Below are 16068 nucleotides of genomic sequence, written 5' to 3'. Positions count from 1 at the left end.
GAGGCTGTGCGGCGGCCGTGCTGGGCTGGCCGTCGAACAGGCGGTTAAGCCACTGGCTGAGTTCATCGGCCAGGTTTCGGGACGCATTGCTGAACCACATGGGCCACCTCCGTGAGATCGAATGGCCATCACCAAGCAATTCTCTTTCCACAACCGGTTCGGTTATGCCCGTACCCTGCTCTTGTCCGGGTCGTAGGCGACGGTGCTGGCGCCGACCTGGGCGCGAATGCGCTTCTGCTGGCCATCGAGCTTGCCTATCTCGACGGCGGTACCCGGCTCGCAATAGCCAACATCCAGGCGACACAAGGCGATGTTGCGGCCCAGCACCGGTGAGCGCGTGGCACTGGTGATCACGCCGACACTGGCCCGGCCGTTGTAAACGCAGTCGCCGTGGGCCGCGGTTTCATTGCCTTCCAGCTGCAGGCCGACCAGCTTGTGGCGGGGGGCTGCGCTGCGCCTTGATAGGGCATCGCGGCCGATAAAGTCCGCCGCTTTGCTCTTGAGTGGCACACAGAAGCCAATGCCGGCCTCGAACGGATCGGTCTGATCGTCGAATTCGTGGCCGGCGAAAATCAGCCCCGCTTCGATACGCAGCATGTCCAGCGCTTCGAGGCCGAGCGGTACCAGGCCCAGGGGTTCGCCAAGCTGCCACAGGCGTTGCCACACCTGTAGCGCATCGTGCGGATGGCACCAGATTTCGTAGCCCAGCTCGCCGGTATAGCCGGTGCGCGACACCATCACGGGTGGGCCGTTGTAGTCATCCAGACGGCCGACCAGAAAGCGGAACCAGCCCAGCTCTTCCAGCGCTGGCTGGGTGCCGGGCGTCCAGATCATCTGCGCGAGCAGTTGGCGGCTCAGCGGGCCCTGCACGGCGACGTTGTGGATCTGCTCGGAGGCGCTCTTTATCCACACCTTCATGCCCAGCTTTTCGGCCTGCTCGCGCAGCCAGACGCCGGCGTAGTCCTCGCCACCGATCCAGCGAAACGCATCGGCGCCGAGGCGCAGCAGGGTGCCGTCGTCGAGCATGCCGCCGTGCTCGAAGCACATCGCCGAATACACCACCTGGCCGACCGCCAGCTTGCGCACGTCGCGGGTCAGGCAGTGGTCGAGCAATGCTTCGGCGTCGGGGCCGAGCACCTCGAATTTGCGCAGCGCGGAAAGATCCATCACCGCCACGCGTTCGCGGCAGCCGTGGTATTCATCGGTGGCGCCGTAGCCGTCGAAGCGGGTCGGTGTCCAGAAGCCCCGGTAGTCGACGAACTGCCGGGTGAGGGCCGAGGTGCCGGCGTGAAAGCCGCTTTCGCGGGTCAGCACCGGATCGGCATCTGCTGTTTTTCGAGTGGCCATGGCAAGACTGAAACGCTCCTTCTCGGAATACACGCGGATGTGGATATCGGTGGGCTGCCAGCCATTGGCGGGGTCGATGTCGTCCGGGCAGGAACTGCTGGCGCAGACCAGATCGGTCAGCGCCTTGAGCAGGACGTAATCGCCAGGGCGCGACCAGGGTTCGTCCAGCGTCAGGTGCTGGTGCGCGTCGATGGCGGTGTTGTAGAAGAAATTGATCGCCGGCCAGCCGGCGCGCGGGTGTACGCCGTGAGCGGCCATGGCGCGGCTGATGTTGTCGCTGCAGTTGGCGTGCCCGAAGTAGCCGTGCGCCTCGTAGTAGCGCGCCGCACAGGCCAGGGCGAAGGTATCGTGGCGGCCGACGGTATCGCGCACCACCTCCAGCATGGGTTGCATGTTGCGATCGTAGAAGCGGCTGAACAGGCCCGGCCCCGGGTAGGCGTTGCCGTTCAGGGTACGGGTGACGGTGGGGTCGAGGTCGATCTCGCGTCCGGTATCCAGGCCGGCGCGGTCGAAGGCGACGAAATCCGAACACTGGCGCCCGGCCACGTCGATCACCTGGACGAACTGCCCGGCTGCGACGAGGTAGTCGCGCGCGCTGCCGGGGTGGATGGTGAATTCGTCGATCACTTCGCCCAGCGGCGCGGGAAGTGGCGGCACCCAAAGCCTGCGCGGATTGGCGCGGTGCAGCAGCACACGCAGTTCACTGGCGCGCTGCTGGCTGTCCACTCCGCTACGCCCACCAGGGGCGGCTACGATCACGCATAGCGCAGCGTTGGCCAGCAGTTGGCGGCTGAAGCCTGCGGGTGTGGCGGCGGGCCACAGCCGGGCGGCGGCCGGCAGGCGGCGACAGTCCACACCACGACGAGTAAGCCCGTTGGTGACGTGAATCGACTCGCGGCTGCCGTCGTGCAGCAGACGGGCAATGGCATCGGCACCAGCGCTGGCTTGCAGGCCCAGTGCCGCCAGCGCTTCGCGGCCATCCTCGGCGAAGGCCAGCAGCTCGGCAGGCTGATCGCCCTCGAGGTCGATGACCTCCAGGCGATCACCCGCCTCCAGCGCGAACACGGTCAGCCCGCCAGGGGCTACGCGGTGGCGTTCCAGATCGGCGGCGCGGGCGAACAGCGCCGGCTCCAGTGGGCGGCTTGTCACAGGCAGGTTCATGGCGGCGCCTCAGCTGGCGGACTTCAGGCGGTCGGCCGGCGGCGTGTCGCTCAGATAGGTACCCAGCGAGTCGTCCAGTGCCTCCAGCCAGGGGGTGTGATGCGGGGTGGCCAGGGTGCCGGTGATCAGCGAGCGATAGCACTTGTCGCGGTAGCCCATGATGTTGTCGTACTTGTCTTTCTTCCACTGCAGGAAGGTGGCGTTGACCTCGGCGATGTCGAAGCTCGGGTAGTCGGTTGCGGCGATCAGCTGGCGGATGTATTCGCCCTGGAATTCGAACATCTGCTGGGCGGTTTCCAGCGCCTCCTCCTCCTGGCGCCAGGCCAGGTTTTCAGCGTGCATGCGCTCGAGTTCGGGCAGCGCGATGCGCCCGAGAATCACGTCGCGGGCATACCAGGCCTGGGCGTCGAACATGTTGAAGCTGTACCACTGATCCTGCATGCCGAGGTAGATCAGCCGCGGGTTCTGCTCCCAGCACACACCCTTGTAGAGGTTCAGCGGCCACAGGCGATTGCCTGTTTTCAGGCGCAGCGCTTCCGGCAGGAAGGGGAAGTGGTGCTTGTAGCCGGTGCACAGGATGATCGCGTCGATGTGCTTGCAACTGCCGTCGACGAAGAACGCGGTGCTGCCCTGCACGTGGCTGAGCAATGGGCGCTCCTCCCAGTTGGCCGGCCATTTGTAGCCCATCGGTGCGCTGCGGTAGCTGCTGGTGATGGAGCGGGCACCGTACTTGTAGCACTGCGAGCCGATGTCTTCGGCCGAATAGCTGGCGCCGACGATGAGCACGTCCTTGCCCTTGAATTCCAGGGCGTCGCGAAAGTCGTGGGCGTGCAACACGCGCCCGGCGAAGCGCTCGAAACCGGGGAAGTCGGGCACGTTGGGCGTGGAAAAGTGGCCGCTGGCGACCACCACGTAGTTGAAGGTTTCGCTGTAGGTGCGGTCATGCAGGTGATCGTGGGCGGTGACCGTGAACAGCTCGCTGGCGGCGTCGAAGGTGACGTCGCGCACCGCGGTATCGAAACGGATGTAAGGCCGCACGCCGGCTTTCTCGACGCGGCCCTTGATGTAGTCCCAGAGCACCTCACGCGGTGGGTAGGAGCCCATGGGCCGGCCGAAATGCTCGTCGAAGCTGTAGTCGGCGAACTCCAGGCATTCCTTCGGCCCGTTCGACCAGAGATAGCGGTACATGCTGCCGTGCACCGGCTCACCGTGTTCGTCCAGGCCGGTGCGCCAGGTGTAGTTCCACATGCCGCCCCAGTCGGTCTGCTTCTCGAAGCAGACCAGTTCGGGAATGTCCGCACCATCGGCCTGGGCCGATTGGAAGGCTCGCAACTGGGCCAGGCCGCATGGGCCGGCGCCGATGATGGCGACTCGTTGGTTCATGTTCGGTTCTCCGGTTGGCGAGGCGTCGCGATGCTCGGCGCTCCCCTGCAACGCCTGGGAGCGAGCCGGCGCGGGTTTATTAGCCCTTGGCGGTACGTTTCTTCTTTTCGGGATCGTCGAAGGGCAGGGTGTGGGCGATCGCGCTTACCTGCAGGCTGCCGCGCACCTGCAGCGGTACGCCCTGCTCGGCGATATCGGGTTCGACCCGGGCGATGGCCATGGAGCGTCCGCTCAGGCGCGAGTACATGGCGCAGGTGATCAGCCCGACCTGACGCCCTTCGTGCCAGAGGCTGTCGCCACCCTCGGCGGCTTGCTCGCCGTCGAGCAGCACACCGAAGATCCTGAAGCGTTCCTGGCCCTGGCGCCGGTAGTGCTCGGCGGCACCCCGGAAGTCGCGCTTGCCGGGCGACACGGTGAAGTCCAGGCCCAGTTCCCACAGCGTGTCGCCAGCCTTCTGGTCGGCGAAGGGGTACATCTGCGAGTTGTCATAGGGGAAGAACAGCAGGTAGCTCTCCACGCGCAGCCAGTCCAGGGCGGTGAAGGCGCAGGGGATGATGCCGTGGCCCTGGCCTTTTTCCAGGATGCCGTCCCAGATCAGCGGCGCATCGGCGGCCTTGCAGAAGATCTCGTAACCGCGCTCGCCGGTGTAGCCGGTGCGCGAGATCATCACCGGGCGGTCGAACAGCCGGGTCTGCAGGTGATGGAAGTAGGGCAGCTCGCGGATGCCGGGTACGTGCTCGGCGAGAAAGTCCACGGCTGCCGGGCCTTGCAGGGAAAGGTCGTGGAGGTCGTCGTCGAACAGTACCGCGACCTGACGACCCTGTGCCGAACGGATCAGCATCTCGTAGCCGGTGCCAGCGCCGTGCACCACCATGAAGGCGTTGGGGCCGGTGCGATAGACGATGCAGTCGTCGATGAAGGTGCCGTCCTCGTCGAGCAGGCAGGCGTACACCGACTTGCCGGGATAGAGCTTGGCCATGTCGCGGGTGGTGGCGTAGTCGAGCAGGCTTTCGGCGTGGGGGCCGACGTAGTGCACCTTCTTCAGGCCCGAGACGTCCATCAGCCCGGCGCGGGTACGGATCGCTTCATGATGGTCGGCCAGATCGCTGGCATAGGTCCAGGCGGTGCCCATGCCGTTCCAGTCTTCCAGGTTCGAACCAAGCGCCAGGTGGCGTTCGCGCAGGGCGCTGATGCGCCATGAGTTGGCCATGGGAAAATCCTCGTGTAGTGATCGGGTCAGGCTTCGGAGTCGAACTGGCGCAGCCAGTCCACCAGGGTCTGGCGGTAGCGGGTCATGCCCTTGTAGTCGGCGATGGCATCCGGCAGGTCGCGCAGCACGCGGTGCAGGCGGCGCGCCCAGGCCGGGTTGCTGACCAGTTCTTCCATGCTGATCAGGTAGGTGCGAATGCTGAACAGCACGGCGTTGGAGCGCGGCAGGCGGGCCATCAGCTGCAGCTCCACGCGCAGGTGCACCAGGCGGCCGACGTTGTCCGGGGTGACCGAGCCGCGGTCGCTGCCCCATTCGTGAAAGGTCTCCGGCGAGGTGTCCAGGCGCGGGTTGATGGTCAGCGTCCAGTTCAGTCGGCGCACCGGGTGGCCGACCTGAATGTTCAGCAGAAACTTCAGGGCGCGTTCGAAGATGCCCATCTGGTTGGCCATCGGTACGGGCGAGTGCCACTGTTTGAAGCTCATGCCGGCGTCGAAGCGTAGCGACCAGTCGGCCGGGCAGGTGACCATGCCGGCGTCCATGAACAGGTCACCGTCACGCTGGTCGAGCACGGCGAAATCGCCCTGCATCTGCCGGGTGATGTACTCCAGCGGCTCGCACGGCAGGCTGTCGGGGTCGCCGAAGGTGAAGGGCTGATCGATGCCCATGGCCAAGTTCTGCCAGCGCCAGGCGGTGCCGTTGCGCTCAAGCTGGAAGTGCTGCGGGTAGTCAACGGCCAGCTGCTGCATCAGCATTTCCAGCAGATCCCAGGCGGCCTGGGCCATGTGCGGCATCACCAGGCAGCGCTCGGGGTCACGCTCCAGAACGCGGGCGCGCTCGGCCATCTCCGACAGGTAATGTTCGTCCACATCGAAGCAGTGCTCGAACACCGAGCCCGGATCGCGCGATACCGCTGGCTCGATGTTCACCGAGTACATGTAGGCGTCTTCCGGGAACGGAAACGGGAACCGGGCGATAGCGGCCGGGCTGTTTCGGAAGCTGAAGTCGTCCCGGTAGGTTTCTGCCGGTTTGAAGATCAGGGGCATGGCACGTCTCCGGTATCAGATATCCAGCAGGATCGGGCTGCCGCAGCCACGCGAGACGCAGGGCATCAGGCTGGTTGCGCGCTCGGCGGCGGCGAGAAACAGGTCGCGGTGTTCCACGTCGCCTTTCAGATAGGGCGTCTGGCACTGGCCGCAGACGCCGCCGCGACACAGGTTGGGCAGCTCCACACCCGCGCACTCCAGGGCTTCGAGCAGGCTTTGCTCGGCGCCGACCGCCACCTGACGGCCACTGCGCGCCAGTTCCACGAGGAAGGGCACGCCCGGCTCCGGGGTGGCGAAGGCCTCCCAGTGCACCCGCGTCGCTGGCCAGCCGAGGGCCAGGCTTTGTTCGCGCAGGGCATCGAGCAGTGATTGCGGGCCACAGGCATAGACGTGAGTGCCGAGTGGGCGATGGCTTAGCAACTGCGCCAGGTCGAGACGTCGGTTGCTGCTTTCGTAGACATGCAGGCGCTCGCCCAGCCGCTCGCGCAGGGTCTCGACGTAGGCATCGTTGACCCCTGCGCGGTAGGCGTAATGCAGCTCGAAAGCGTCGCCTCGGCACAGCAGTTCGGTGCTGTAGGCAAGGAACGGAGTGATGCCGATACCGGCGGCGATCAGCACGTGCAGGCGCGCCGTGCTGTGTAACGCAAAGAGGTTGGCCGGCGGCGAGATCCGCAACCGATCGCCTGTCTGCAACTGTTCGTGCACGTAGCGCGAGCCGCCGCGTGATTGCGCCTGCTGGCGCACGGCGATCCGGTAGTGGCTGGTGTCGCTCGGGTCGCTGAGCAGCGAGTAGGCGTTGCGCTTGCCGTTCGGCAGGTGCACCTGCACGTGGCTGCCAGCGGAGAACGCCGGCAGCGTGCCACTCAAGGGCTGGAGCGACAGCTCGCGGATCACCGGGGTGATCATCCGGGTCTCACCGACCCGCACCTCGAAGGCGGTCATGGTCGGGCCTGCGCATAGGGCTGGTCGGCATCCGCGCAGACGCCGAGGTAGGCACCCAGGCGCTCGGAGAAATGCCGGCGCACTTCCAGCAGCACTGCGCAGTGGCTGCAGGCTTGCAGATCGGCGGATGTGCCCACCTGCAGGCTGGCGCAATGCACGCAGAACAGCATGCGTCGGCCGCTTTCGCTGCAGTGCAGGGTGATCTCGTCGGCCAGCAGGCCGGCTGCTCGTGCCACACCGCGCAGCGACCAGATGAAGGCTTCGTCGCCGTGCAGCTCGAGGTGCACCCCGATGCGGGCTTCGCTCAACAGCGTGCCCAGTGCCTCGCCCAGCGCGGCTTCGTCGGCGTATTGCGGCAGCGCCAGGTGGCGAAGTTCGCTGGCGTAGACGCGGGCCAGCAATTGCGCCTGTTGTTGCTGACCGGCGTCCTGGGTGACCAGTAGCTGAAAGGTCACCTGCTGGGCAGGGTCGCCGCTGGGGTATCGCGGCACGCTGAAGGGATGCAGCTCGGCTGTGCGGGTCATGGCGATCCTTGTTGCTCTGGATTGAAGCGATCAGGTCATATGTTGGTGCACGGCTGGTGTTTCTCTGTAGGCAAGATAATTTCCTGACACGCTTGCACGCTCAATCCACCTGAGGAGGTATGCCTAAAGGGGTAGTCACCCTGGTCGAGGCATGGAAGTTGCTGTCGGTAGTGGCCCAACACCGCAGAAGACGGGGAGGAGAACATGCGTGCAGCCGGTTTCGCCCCGGCTCCCGTGGCAGCGTCGAATGCGCTGACCGAACGTGAGGAGCAGACCCTGCAGTTGATCGCTGCAGGCAACAGCAACAAGCAGATCGCCCGCGAGCTGGGCATCAGCGACGGCACGGTGAAAATCTACGTGCGCAGCCTGCTGCGCAAATTTCACCTGCATTCGCGTCTGGAACTGGCCAGCTGGGTGCACCGGCATACCGGCAAAGCCTTGGCCGGTACCCAGGCCGCTGTTGGGCCAGGGGGTGTCGCAGGGCTGATAAACGATCTGCCGGTGCTGATCTATCGCGGCGACAATGCCCGCACCTGGTACATGGATTACGTCAGCGAAGGCTGCCTGCAACTGACCGGCTACTCGGCCGAATACCTGACCCGCGATCCCGCTCACAGCTTCGGCTCACTGATCCTCGCCGAGTACGCCGATTACGTCTGGTACTGCGTGCAATGCGCGTTGCTCAAGCACGAGCCGTTTCAGCTGCGTTACCGCATCTGCTGCGCCGATGGGCGAATCAAGGAGGTCTGCGAGACGGGCGTTGGCGTGTATACCGCCAGTGGCGAGGTGCTCGGCGTAGAGGGTGCGATCTTCGAGGTGGCGGGCTGAATTACCGTTGACCCTCAACGAAAGGCCCCCGCACAAGGGCGGGGGCTTTCTCATCAGCTATCTCTTTTCCCGGATCAGCCCAGTAGCCTGGCTTAGCCGCAAGCGTCAGGCCCGCGACAGGGTGGATATCTGCTTGCGCCGGTACACCGTGTCACGGCGCGACAGCAGCAGGTACAGCGGCAGGGTGACGATGATCGCTACCAGCCAGGACAGGTCGGCGCCATCCAGCTTGCTGGCCATCGGCCCGGTGTAGATCGGCGTGACCGCGAATGGCAGTTGCACCAGGATGCCCACTGCATAGGCGCTCACCGCATTGGGATTGAAGCGCCCGTAGATGCCGCCGTTGGCGTCGAACAGTGAAGGGATGTGGTAGCGCTGTTTCTGCACCAGGTAGAAGTCGGCGAGATTGATCACTGCCCAGGGCACCAGCACGATCATCATCGCCAGGATCAGCTGCATGAAGCGTGAGATGAAGTCCGCAGGCGCACTGACCGCAACCACGCAGCAGGCCACCAGCAAAATCGCCGAGAGCGCCACCCGGGCCTGACGGCTGGGCGCCCAGTCGGCGGCGAAGGTCTGTACAGAGGTGATCAGCGCCAACACCGCACCGTACAGGTTAAGGGCGTTGTGGCTGATGATGCTGAGGATGAACAGCACCATGAGTACCGGCCCGAACGCACCGGTGCTCTGCTTGACCGCGTCCATGGTGTCGGTGTCCGCGCTCACCGACAGCGCCACCAGGGTGCCGAACACGAAGCACAGCGAGGTACCGAAAACGGCACCGGTATAGGTGGCGATGAAGGGCTTCCAGATACCCACGTTCTTCGGCAGGTAGCGCGAGTAGTCCGAGGTGTAGGGCGCGAAGGAGATCTGCCAGATGGCGCCCAGCGAGGCCATCGCCAGCCAGCCGGCGAGGTTGAAGCCGCCACGGCTGGCGAAGTCCGCCGGCAGGCCGTTGGCGAACAGCGCGATGAAACCGGCGAGCAGGCCGATGCCCATCACCCAGGTACCAATACGGTTGAGTGTGTGGATGAAGTTGTAGCCCAGGATGCCGATCAGCGTCGCGGCGCAGGCACCGATCAGCACGGCGGCAGGCAGCGGCAGATCCGGTACCACGGTGTGGATCGACTTGCCGGCCAGCACGCAGTTGGAGATGAAGAAACCGATGTACAGGACTGCGGCGATCACCACCACCAGCAAGGCGCCGTAACGGCCGAACTGGCCGCGGCTCTGCAGCATCTGCGGCAGGCCCATTTGCGGGCCTTGGGCCGAAGCCAGGCCGAGCACGATTCCGCCGAGTAGATGACCGACCAGAATGGCGCAGATCGCCCAACCAAGGCTGAGATGGAACACCTGCACGGCCATGGCGCCGGTAACGATGGGCAGCGGCGCGATATTGGTGCTGAACCAGAGGGTGAACAGATCACGGACGCGGCCGTGACGATCGGCATCGGCTACCTGGCCAACGCTGTTGCTTTCGATGAGCTCTTGCTGGGACATGGACTGCTCTCCTGCGCAAATTGGCGACGGCACGCTGCTCCGCGTGAACGGGGCAGAACCGGAGGGGATGCGTGGGTGGTTGCGGCTGAGCGAGTCAGCTGCGCCTGTAGCGGGAGAGCCCGCAGACAGGGGAGAACGGGCAGGGGTAGAGCAGCAGGGCTGTGCGGAACACCATGGGGAAAACCTACTTCTTGTCTTTATTTGGATAGGGTTTACGTATCGCCGCAAGGGCGAGGCCGCTGCCCGGCATGGCCGTGGCAGCGGTTACGGGGCTCAGCGGAAGGCTGGCACCACGTGCTGGATGAACAGCTCCAGGGACTTTTTCTTCTCGGCGTGGGGCAGGCTGTTGTCAGCCCAGAAGCTGAATTCGTCGACGCCCAGCTCCTGGTAGTGGCGAATGCGCGCGATGATTTCCTCGGGCGTGCCGATCATGGTGTTCTTGCGGATGTTCTCCAGCTCGAACTCCGGGCGCTCTTTGAATTTCTCCTCGGGGCTCGGCTCCAGCAGGCCGTCGACCGGGGTGATCTTGTTGCCGAACCAGGCATCGAAGGTGCGGTAGAAGCGCGAGATCGCAGCGGCGCCTATCTTCCAGCCCTCGGGGTCGTCTGCCAGATGCACATGGGTGTGGCGCAGCACCATCAATTGCGGGCGTGGCACGTCCGGGTTGTTGGCCAGGGCGGTGTTGAACTTGTTGTTCAGGTCGACCACTTCCTCGTCGCCTTTCATTAGCGGTGTGACCATCACGTTGCAGCCGTTAGCCACTGCGAAGTTGTGCGAGTCCGGGTCGCGGGCGGCGATCCATATCGGCGGCAGCGGTTGCTGCAGCGGCTTGGGCGACGAGGTGCTGGTGGGGAATTTCCAGATTTCGCCGTCGTGGGCGTAGTCACCTTTCCACAGTGCCTTGACCACCGGCACCATCTCGCGCAGGTACTTGCCGCCATCACTGGCGGGCATGCCGCCGGCCATGCGATCAAATTCGTACTGATAGGCACCGCGGGCCAGACCGACTTCCATGCGACCGTTGCTGATCACGTCGAGCAGGGCGCATTCACCTGCCACGCGGATCGGGTTCCAGAACGGCGCGATAATGGTGCCTGCACCCAGACGGATAGTGCTGGTGCGGGCCGCCAGGTAGGCCAGGATTGGCATCGGGCTTGGTGAAATGGTGTATTCCATGGCGTGGTGCTCGCCAACCCACACGGTGCTGAAACCACCGGCCTCGGCCAGCAGGGTGAGCTCGGTCAACTGATCGAAGAGCTCACGGTGGCCGACTTCCTGGTCGTAGCGTTCCATGTGGACGAACAAAGAAAATTTCATGTCGCTTTCCTCGATTTTTTATAAAGCCCGGTGCGTTTGAGGCGCTGTCGGGACTGGCCGCCGTGCAGGATCACGAGGCTTATGGTTCATGGTATACCATAATATAAAATACTTTGGCGAGGGTCAGGCGACCGGTGTTATCGAAAAGCGTCAGTTACCCGCTGCCTGCCAGGCGCTCCAGCGTTGCGCGATGCGCTCGCCGTTGAGGCTCCAGTATTTGAAATCCAGCGTGATCTGCCCGGTTTTGTGGGCGCCGGGCTGGTTCTCCGCCAGCTTGGGATCCACCAGTGTCGAGGCGCCGAGGTTGACCGGCGCATAACCGGTCAGCGAGGAAAAGTCGGCCTGGGGTTTCGGGCTGGTGGCATGGGCGATGAAGGTGCGCGCTGCCGCAACATTGCGCGAGCCACGGGGTATCACCAGAAAGTCGCCGGCCACCAGGTTCTGCTGCCAGCTCATGCCCACCGGTGCCCCCTGATCGTGCAGCGCATTGACCCGGCCGTTCCAGAACATGCCCAGGCTGGCGGTGCCGGAGGCGAGCAACTGCTGTGATTCGTCACCGCTGCCCCACCAGGCGATATCACCCTTGATGCTGTCGAGCTTCCTGAAGGCGCGATCCAGATCCAGCGGATACAGCTGCGCGGGACTCACCCCATCGGCGAGCAGGGCGATCTCCAGCACACCTGGGCTCGGCCACTTGTAGAGCGCGCGTTTGCCCGGAAAAGTGCGGGTGTCGAACAGCGCCGCCCAATTCTGCGGCGCCTCGCGCAGCGCCTGGGTGTTGTAGCCGAGGATGAAGGAAAAGTAGAACGAGCCGGCGCCGTAGATGGTGACGAAACGCGGGTCGATGGTGCGCTTGGCGATCTGCTTGAAGTCCAATGGCTCGAGCAGCCCTTCACGGCCGGCACGCAGGGCGAAATCCGCCTCCACATCGACCACGTCCCAGGTGACCTGGCCACTCTCCACCATGGCCTTGAAGGCGGCGTAGTCGGTGGGCCCTGCCTGCTCGACACGGATGCCGGTCTGTTGGGTAAAGGGTTCGCTCCAGGCACGGGTCTGCGCTGCCTGGGTGGTGCCACCCCAACTGACGAAGGTGATGCTCTGCTCGGCGTGAGCGGTCGACAACAGCTGAAGCCCCAGCAGCATGGCCAGCAAAGTACGCATGGAAATCCCTCCCGAACGATGAAAACGCCTGGTGATGTACCCGCGCATCTGGACGGACGCGGTATACCGTAATAGCGCTTAGCAAAATGCGCTCCAACCGACCAGACGCGCGTGGCGTGGCTGCGCGTCTGGTCGGTAGAGCGTTGGGCTGGGAACTGCAGTACCACCGGCGCTGGCGGCAGACGTTACCGTCGTATCGGGCGTTACCGGGTAGCTGTTGGGGGACGGCTCACGCCAGGGCGGGCAGGGCGCCCATCTTGCCGCGGCAATAGACCATCGGGGCGACAGCTTCTTCAGGCACGATCAGGTTTTTCACCGCACCAACCAGAATGGCGTGGTCACCACCCTCGTATTCGCGCCACAACTCGCATTCGATGATCGCCGTGGCGCCTTTGAGCAGCGGGTTGCCCAGTGCGCTCAGAGTCCACTCGATACCGGCGGCCTTATCCTTGCCCTTGCGGGCGAACGCGTAGGCCTCTGCGCTCTGCTCGGCGGAGAGCAGGTGGATGGCGAAGCGCTTGCTGCGGATCAGCGCCGGGTAGGAGTCGGAGCTGTAGTTGGGGCAGAACAGCACCAGCGCGGGGTCCAGAGACAGCGAACTGAACGCGCTGGCGGTGAGGCCGGCGATCTGCCCGTCTTCATCCAGCGTGGTGATGATCGTGACGCCGGACGGGTAGGTGCCGAGGACGTTCTTGTAAAGGGTTGGATCGATCATGACAGTTACCTCTTCGGGGGCTTCACCCCCGTTTCTGCAGAATGTCTCAGTGGGCGCCAGCGGCCTTGTTCAGGTCGCTCTCGTTCCAGCTGTCGTACAGGCAGGCATCGCTTGCGGCCCAGCGTACGCGCGCCTGGGCGCCGGGTTGCAAGGGTTGCAGGCCGCTGCCCATGGTCTTGAGGGTCAGGTGGCAGCCACCGGGCGTGACCACGTGGCAGGTCAGGCTCTCGCCAAGGAACACCACTTCGGCGACCTGCACGGGGATCTCGTTCCAGCCGGCTGGCAGTGGCGTCTGCGCCGCGACTTGCTGTGGCAGCACCTGGGCTTTTTCCGGGCGCAGCATCAGCAGCACGTCCTGATCGTTCTTCAGATTGGCGGTCGGGGTGATCGACAGGCTCTGCTGCTCGAACTGCACGGCGGCCTGGCCACTGACCTTCGTCCGCAGGAAGTTGGAGTTGCCGAGGAAGGAGGCGACGAAGGCGTTTGGCGGGTTCTGGTAAAGGTCATAACCGCTGCCCAGACCGACGATCTTGCCGTGGCTGAAGATGGCGATACGCTGTGACAGGCGCATCGCTTCTTCCTGATCGTGGGTCACGTAGACGATGGTGATGCCCAGGCGCCGGTGCAGGTGACGCAACTCGTCCTGTAGGTCTTCACGCAGCTTCTTGTCCAGCGCGCCGAGGGGTTCGTCCATCAGCAGGATGCGCGGTTCGTAGACCAGCGCGCGGGCAATTGCCACGCGTTGCTGCTGGCCGCCGGAAAGCTGCGCCGGACGGCGGTGCGCGAACTCGCCGAGCTGCACCAGCTTGAGCATGGCTTCGACCTGACGCTGCTGTTCGGCGGCACTCAGTTTGCGGATCGCCAGGGGAAAGGCGATGTTCTGGCGTACGTCGAGGTGCGGAAACAGCGAATAGCGCTGGAACACCATGCCGATGTCGCGCTTGTGCGGCGGCACGTTGACCAGGGATTTACCCTCGACCAGGATCTCCCCGGAGCTGGGGCTTTCGAAGCCGGCCAGCATCGACAGCGTGGTGCTCTTGCCCGAGCCGCTGGAGCCGAGGAAGGTTAGGAATTCACCCTCCTGGATATCCAGGGAAATGTTATCCACAGCGGTGAAGTCGCCGTAGTGCTTGTTCAGGTTGCGCAGGCTGACCAGCGTCTGTGGCGCCCGGTTTTCTTGGATGACAGCACTCATGAAATTCTCCTCGGCACTCAGGCTTTGACGTCGGTGCGCCGGCGCACGATGGCGGCGATGACCATGACCAGCAGGGAAAGACCGATCAGCAGCGTCGAGGCGACGGCGATCACGGGGGTGAGATCCTGGCGCAGCGTCGTCCACATCTTCACCGGCAGCGTCTGCAGGCCGGGGCTGGCCATCATCACGCTGAGCACCACTTCGTCCCAGGAAACCAGGAAGGCGAACAGGCCGCCGGCCACCAGGCCCGGACGTATTGCCGGGAAGGTCACCTTGACGATGGCCTGCAGGCGCGTGGCGCCGCAGATCACCGCGGCATCCTCGATGGACTGATCGAACAGCTTCAGCGAGTTGATGATCGAGATGATGGTGAACGGCAGCGCGACGATCACGTGGCTGACCACGAAGGCGAACAGCGTGCCGGTGTAGCCGAGCTTGAGGAACAGCGCGTAGACCGCCACGGCGATGATCACCAGCGGCACGATCATTGGCAGGGTGAACAGCGCGTACAGCAGCTCACGGCCGGGGAAGCGGCCGCGTACCAGCGCGAAGGCGCTGGGCATGCCGATGGCGACCGCGCAAACGGTCGTCAGCATGGCCACCTTGAGGCTGACCAGCGCCGAGTCCATCCACTGCGCGTTGGAGAAGAACTGCCCGTACCACTTGAACGTCCAGCCCGGTGGCGGAAACACCAGCCACTGCGAGGAGCCGAACGACAGCAGCACGATGAACAGAATCGGTAGCAGCAGGAACACGGCGATCAGTGCGGTGACGGTATTGAGGCCGTAGCGTAGGCCGCGGCCCATGGCATTGGGTGACAGCAGCATGGCGTTTACCTCGCAGTGCTGGAAGCCACCGGCGATTCCGGTTGCAGCTTCAGGTAGACGTAGAACAGCACCAGCGTGATGAGGATCAGCAAGGCTGCCGCCGCGCTGGCAATGCCCCAGTTAAGGAACGATTGCACCTGCTGGATGATGAATTCGGGCAGCATCATGTTCTGTGCGCCGCCGAGCAGTGCCGGGGTCACGTAGTAACCCAGGGACATCACGAAGACCATCAGGCCACCGCTGAAAATGCCCGGCCTGCACAACGGCAGGAACACCTTGAAGAAGTTGCGCCACGGGCTGGCGCCGCAGATCGAGCCGGCCTGCAAGACCATCGGATCGATGGCGCTCATGGTCGCCTGCAGTGGCAGCACGATGAACGGAATCATGATGTAGCTCATGCCGATCACCACGCCGGTCAGGTTGTGCACCATCTCCAGCGGCTGATCGATGATGCCCATGGCCATCAGCGTCTTGTTCACCACGCCCGAGGACTGCAGCAGCACCAGCCAGGAGTAGGTGCGTGCCAGCAGGCTGGTCCACATCGACAGCAGGACGATATTCAACAGCCAGCGGCCCCAGCCGCGCGGCATCAGGGTGATCGCCCAGGCCAGGGGGAACCCCAGCAGCAGGCTGATCACGGTCACCAGCCCGGCTACCGCGAAGGTGTTGAACAGCACCTTGGAGTAGGCCGAATTGGCGAACAGTTGTGCATAGTTGCCCAGGCCCGGCTCCGGTTCCAGCACGCCGCGCAGCAGCAGGCCGATCAGCGGCGTCAGGAAGAACAACCCGAGGAACAGCAGGGCCGGCAGCAGGTACGGGGCGCCGCGCCAGCGCGCCGCCCGTTCCGCGTTACCGTCGGCGCTGTCGCGCCGACGGTTTGCTGCACCGACCTCAGGGGTACGGAGCGCGGTCATG

Annotated in this window: 14 protein-coding genes; 1 reads left to right on the top strand and 13 read right to left on the bottom strand. The window is 64.4% G+C overall.

Annotated elements, in window-relative coordinates:
• Positions 1 to 162: 162 nt before the first annotated feature.
• From K5Q02_RS03970 to K5Q02_RS03945, 6 genes are all read right to left on the bottom strand, one after another.
• Complete coding sequence (locus K5Q02_RS03970) at positions 163 to 2508, bottom strand: DUF1989 domain-containing protein (protein ID WP_225836594.1); 2346 nt, start codon at positions 2506 to 2508, stop codon at positions 163 to 165.
• A 9-nt stretch (positions 2509 to 2517) separates the two neighbouring features.
• Positions 2518 to 3891, bottom strand: coding sequence for an NAD(P)-binding domain-containing protein (locus K5Q02_RS03965; RefSeq protein ID WP_225836592.1), 1374 nt, complete (start codon positions 3889 to 3891; stop codon positions 2518 to 2520).
• Positions 3892 to 3970: 79 nt separating this feature from the next.
• Positions 3971 to 5101 (bottom strand): aminomethyltransferase family protein, encoded by a 1131-nt coding sequence (locus tag K5Q02_RS03960; protein WP_225836590.1) that lies wholly within the window; start codon positions 5099 to 5101, stop codon positions 3971 to 3973.
• A 26-nt stretch (positions 5102 to 5127) separates the two neighbouring features.
• Positions 5128 to 6144, bottom strand: coding sequence for a heme-dependent oxidative N-demethylase family protein (locus tag K5Q02_RS03955; RefSeq protein ID WP_225836588.1), 1017 nt, complete (start codon positions 6142 to 6144; stop codon positions 5128 to 5130).
• Positions 6145 to 6159: 15 nt separating this feature from the next.
• Positions 6160 to 7086 carry a PDR/VanB family oxidoreductase gene (locus K5Q02_RS03950; protein WP_225836586.1) on the bottom strand — a complete coding sequence of 309 codons (927 nt, stop codon included), beginning with the start codon at positions 7084 to 7086 and terminating at the stop codon, positions 6160 to 6162.
• Positions 7083 to 7610: a dimethylamine monooxygenase subunit DmmA family protein gene (locus K5Q02_RS03945; protein ID WP_225836584.1), complete on the bottom strand. Its 528-nt coding sequence runs from the start codon at positions 7608 to 7610 to the stop codon at positions 7083 to 7085. The genes K5Q02_RS03950 and K5Q02_RS03945 overlap by 4 nt, the downstream gene beginning before the upstream one ends.
• 204 nt (positions 7611 to 7814) lie before the next feature.
• Here K5Q02_RS03945 and K5Q02_RS03940 point away from each other — a divergent pair, with 204 nt between their 5' ends.
• The gene (locus K5Q02_RS03940; protein WP_225836582.1) at positions 7815 to 8438 is read left to right on the top strand and encodes a LuxR C-terminal-related transcriptional regulator; all 624 of its coding nucleotides are present in this window, start codon (positions 7815 to 7817) and stop codon (positions 8436 to 8438) included.
• A gap of 105 nt (positions 8439 to 8543) precedes the next feature.
• On the opposite strand, the gene K5Q02_RS03935 is transcribed toward K5Q02_RS03940, so the two are convergent.
• The 7 genes from K5Q02_RS03935 to K5Q02_RS03905 form a co-directional block, all read right to left on the bottom strand.
• The gene (locus tag K5Q02_RS03935; protein ID WP_225836580.1) at positions 8544 to 9938 is read right to left on the bottom strand and encodes a purine-cytosine permease family protein; all 1395 of its coding nucleotides are present in this window, start codon (positions 9936 to 9938) and stop codon (positions 8544 to 8546) included.
• Positions 9939 to 10211: 273 nt separating this feature from the next.
• A complete protein-coding gene (locus tag K5Q02_RS03930) occupies positions 10212 to 11255 on the bottom strand; it encodes an LLM class flavin-dependent oxidoreductase (protein ID WP_225836578.1) in 1044 nt (347 codons plus the stop codon).
• A gap of 150 nt (positions 11256 to 11405) precedes the next feature.
• A complete protein-coding gene (locus K5Q02_RS03925) occupies positions 11406 to 12416 on the bottom strand; it encodes an ABC transporter substrate-binding protein (protein ID WP_442963959.1) in 1011 nt (336 codons plus the stop codon).
• Positions 12417 to 12645: 229 nt separating this feature from the next.
• Positions 12646 to 13131 carry a flavin reductase family protein gene (locus tag K5Q02_RS03920; RefSeq protein ID WP_225836576.1) on the bottom strand — a complete coding sequence of 162 codons (486 nt, stop codon included), beginning with the start codon at positions 13129 to 13131 and terminating at the stop codon, positions 12646 to 12648.
• A gap of 46 nt (positions 13132 to 13177) precedes the next feature.
• The gene (locus tag K5Q02_RS03915; protein ID WP_225836574.1) at positions 13178 to 14326 is read right to left on the bottom strand and encodes an ABC transporter ATP-binding protein; all 1149 of its coding nucleotides are present in this window, start codon (positions 14324 to 14326) and stop codon (positions 13178 to 13180) included.
• A gap of 17 nt (positions 14327 to 14343) precedes the next feature.
• The gene (locus K5Q02_RS03910; protein WP_225836564.1) at positions 14344 to 15153 is read right to left on the bottom strand and encodes an ABC transporter permease; all 810 of its coding nucleotides are present in this window, start codon (positions 15151 to 15153) and stop codon (positions 14344 to 14346) included.
• A gap of 5 nt (positions 15154 to 15158) precedes the next feature.
• Positions 15159 to 16067 (bottom strand): ABC transporter permease, encoded by a 909-nt coding sequence (locus K5Q02_RS03905; RefSeq protein WP_042553444.1) that lies wholly within the window; start codon positions 16065 to 16067, stop codon positions 15159 to 15161.
• Between the last annotated feature and the right edge of the window lies 1 nt (position 16068).

This window comes from Pseudomonas sp. MM211, from assembly GCF_020386635.1.
Taxonomy (GTDB): Bacteria; Pseudomonadota; Gammaproteobacteria; order Pseudomonadales; family Pseudomonadaceae; genus Aquipseudomonas.
Note: the sequence above shows the minus strand (reverse complement) of the source record. Positions and strands in the feature narration are given on the sequence as shown.

Bases quoted from the DNA above. Each gene is read 5' to 3' on its own strand.
- K5Q02_RS03950 (WP_225836586.1), bottom strand. From the start codon at position 7,086: ATGACCGCCTTCGAGGTGCGGGTCGGTGAGACCCGGATGATCACCCCG.
- K5Q02_RS03930 (WP_225836578.1), bottom strand. From the start codon at position 11,255: ATGAAATTTTCTTTGTTCGTCCACATGGAACGCTACGACCAGGAAGTC.
- K5Q02_RS03915 (WP_225836574.1), bottom strand. From the start codon at position 14,326: ATGAGTGCTGTCATCCAAGAAAACCGGGCGCCACAGACGCTGGTCAGC.
- K5Q02_RS03970 (WP_225836594.1), bottom strand. From the start codon at position 2,508: ATGAACCTGCCTGTGACAAGCCGCCCACTGGAGCCGGCGCTGTTCGCC.
- K5Q02_RS03940 (WP_225836582.1), top strand. From the start codon at position 7,815: ATGCGTGCAGCCGGTTTCGCCCCGGCTCCCGTGGCAGCGTCGAATGCG.
- K5Q02_RS03955 (WP_225836588.1), bottom strand. From the start codon at position 6,144: ATGCCCCTGATCTTCAAACCGGCAGAAACCTACCGGGACGACTTCAGC.
- K5Q02_RS03910 (WP_225836564.1), bottom strand. From the start codon at position 15,153: ATGCTGCTGTCACCCAATGCCATGGGCCGCGGCCTACGCTACGGCCTC.
- K5Q02_RS03925 (WP_442963959.1), bottom strand. From the start codon at position 12,416: ATGCGTACTTTGCTGGCCATGCTGCTGGGGCTTCAGCTGTTGTCGACC.
- K5Q02_RS03935 (WP_225836580.1), bottom strand. From the start codon at position 9,938: ATGTCCCAGCAAGAGCTCATCGAAAGCAACAGCGTTGGCCAGGTAGCC.
- K5Q02_RS03905 (WP_042553444.1), bottom strand. From the start codon at position 16,067: ATGACCGCGCTCCGTACCCCTGAGGTCGGTGCAGCAAACCGTCGGCGC.
- K5Q02_RS03960 (WP_225836590.1), bottom strand. From the start codon at position 5,101: ATGGCCAACTCATGGCGCATCAGCGCCCTGCGCGAACGCCACCTGGCG.
- K5Q02_RS03945 (WP_225836584.1), bottom strand. From the start codon at position 7,610: ATGACCCGCACAGCCGAGCTGCATCCCTTCAGCGTGCCGCGATACCCC.
- K5Q02_RS03965 (WP_225836592.1), bottom strand. From the start codon at position 3,891: ATGAACCAACGAGTCGCCATCATCGGCGCCGGCCCATGCGGCCTGGCC.
- K5Q02_RS03920 (WP_225836576.1), bottom strand. From the start codon at position 13,131: ATGATCGATCCAACCCTTTACAAGAACGTCCTCGGCACCTACCCGTCC.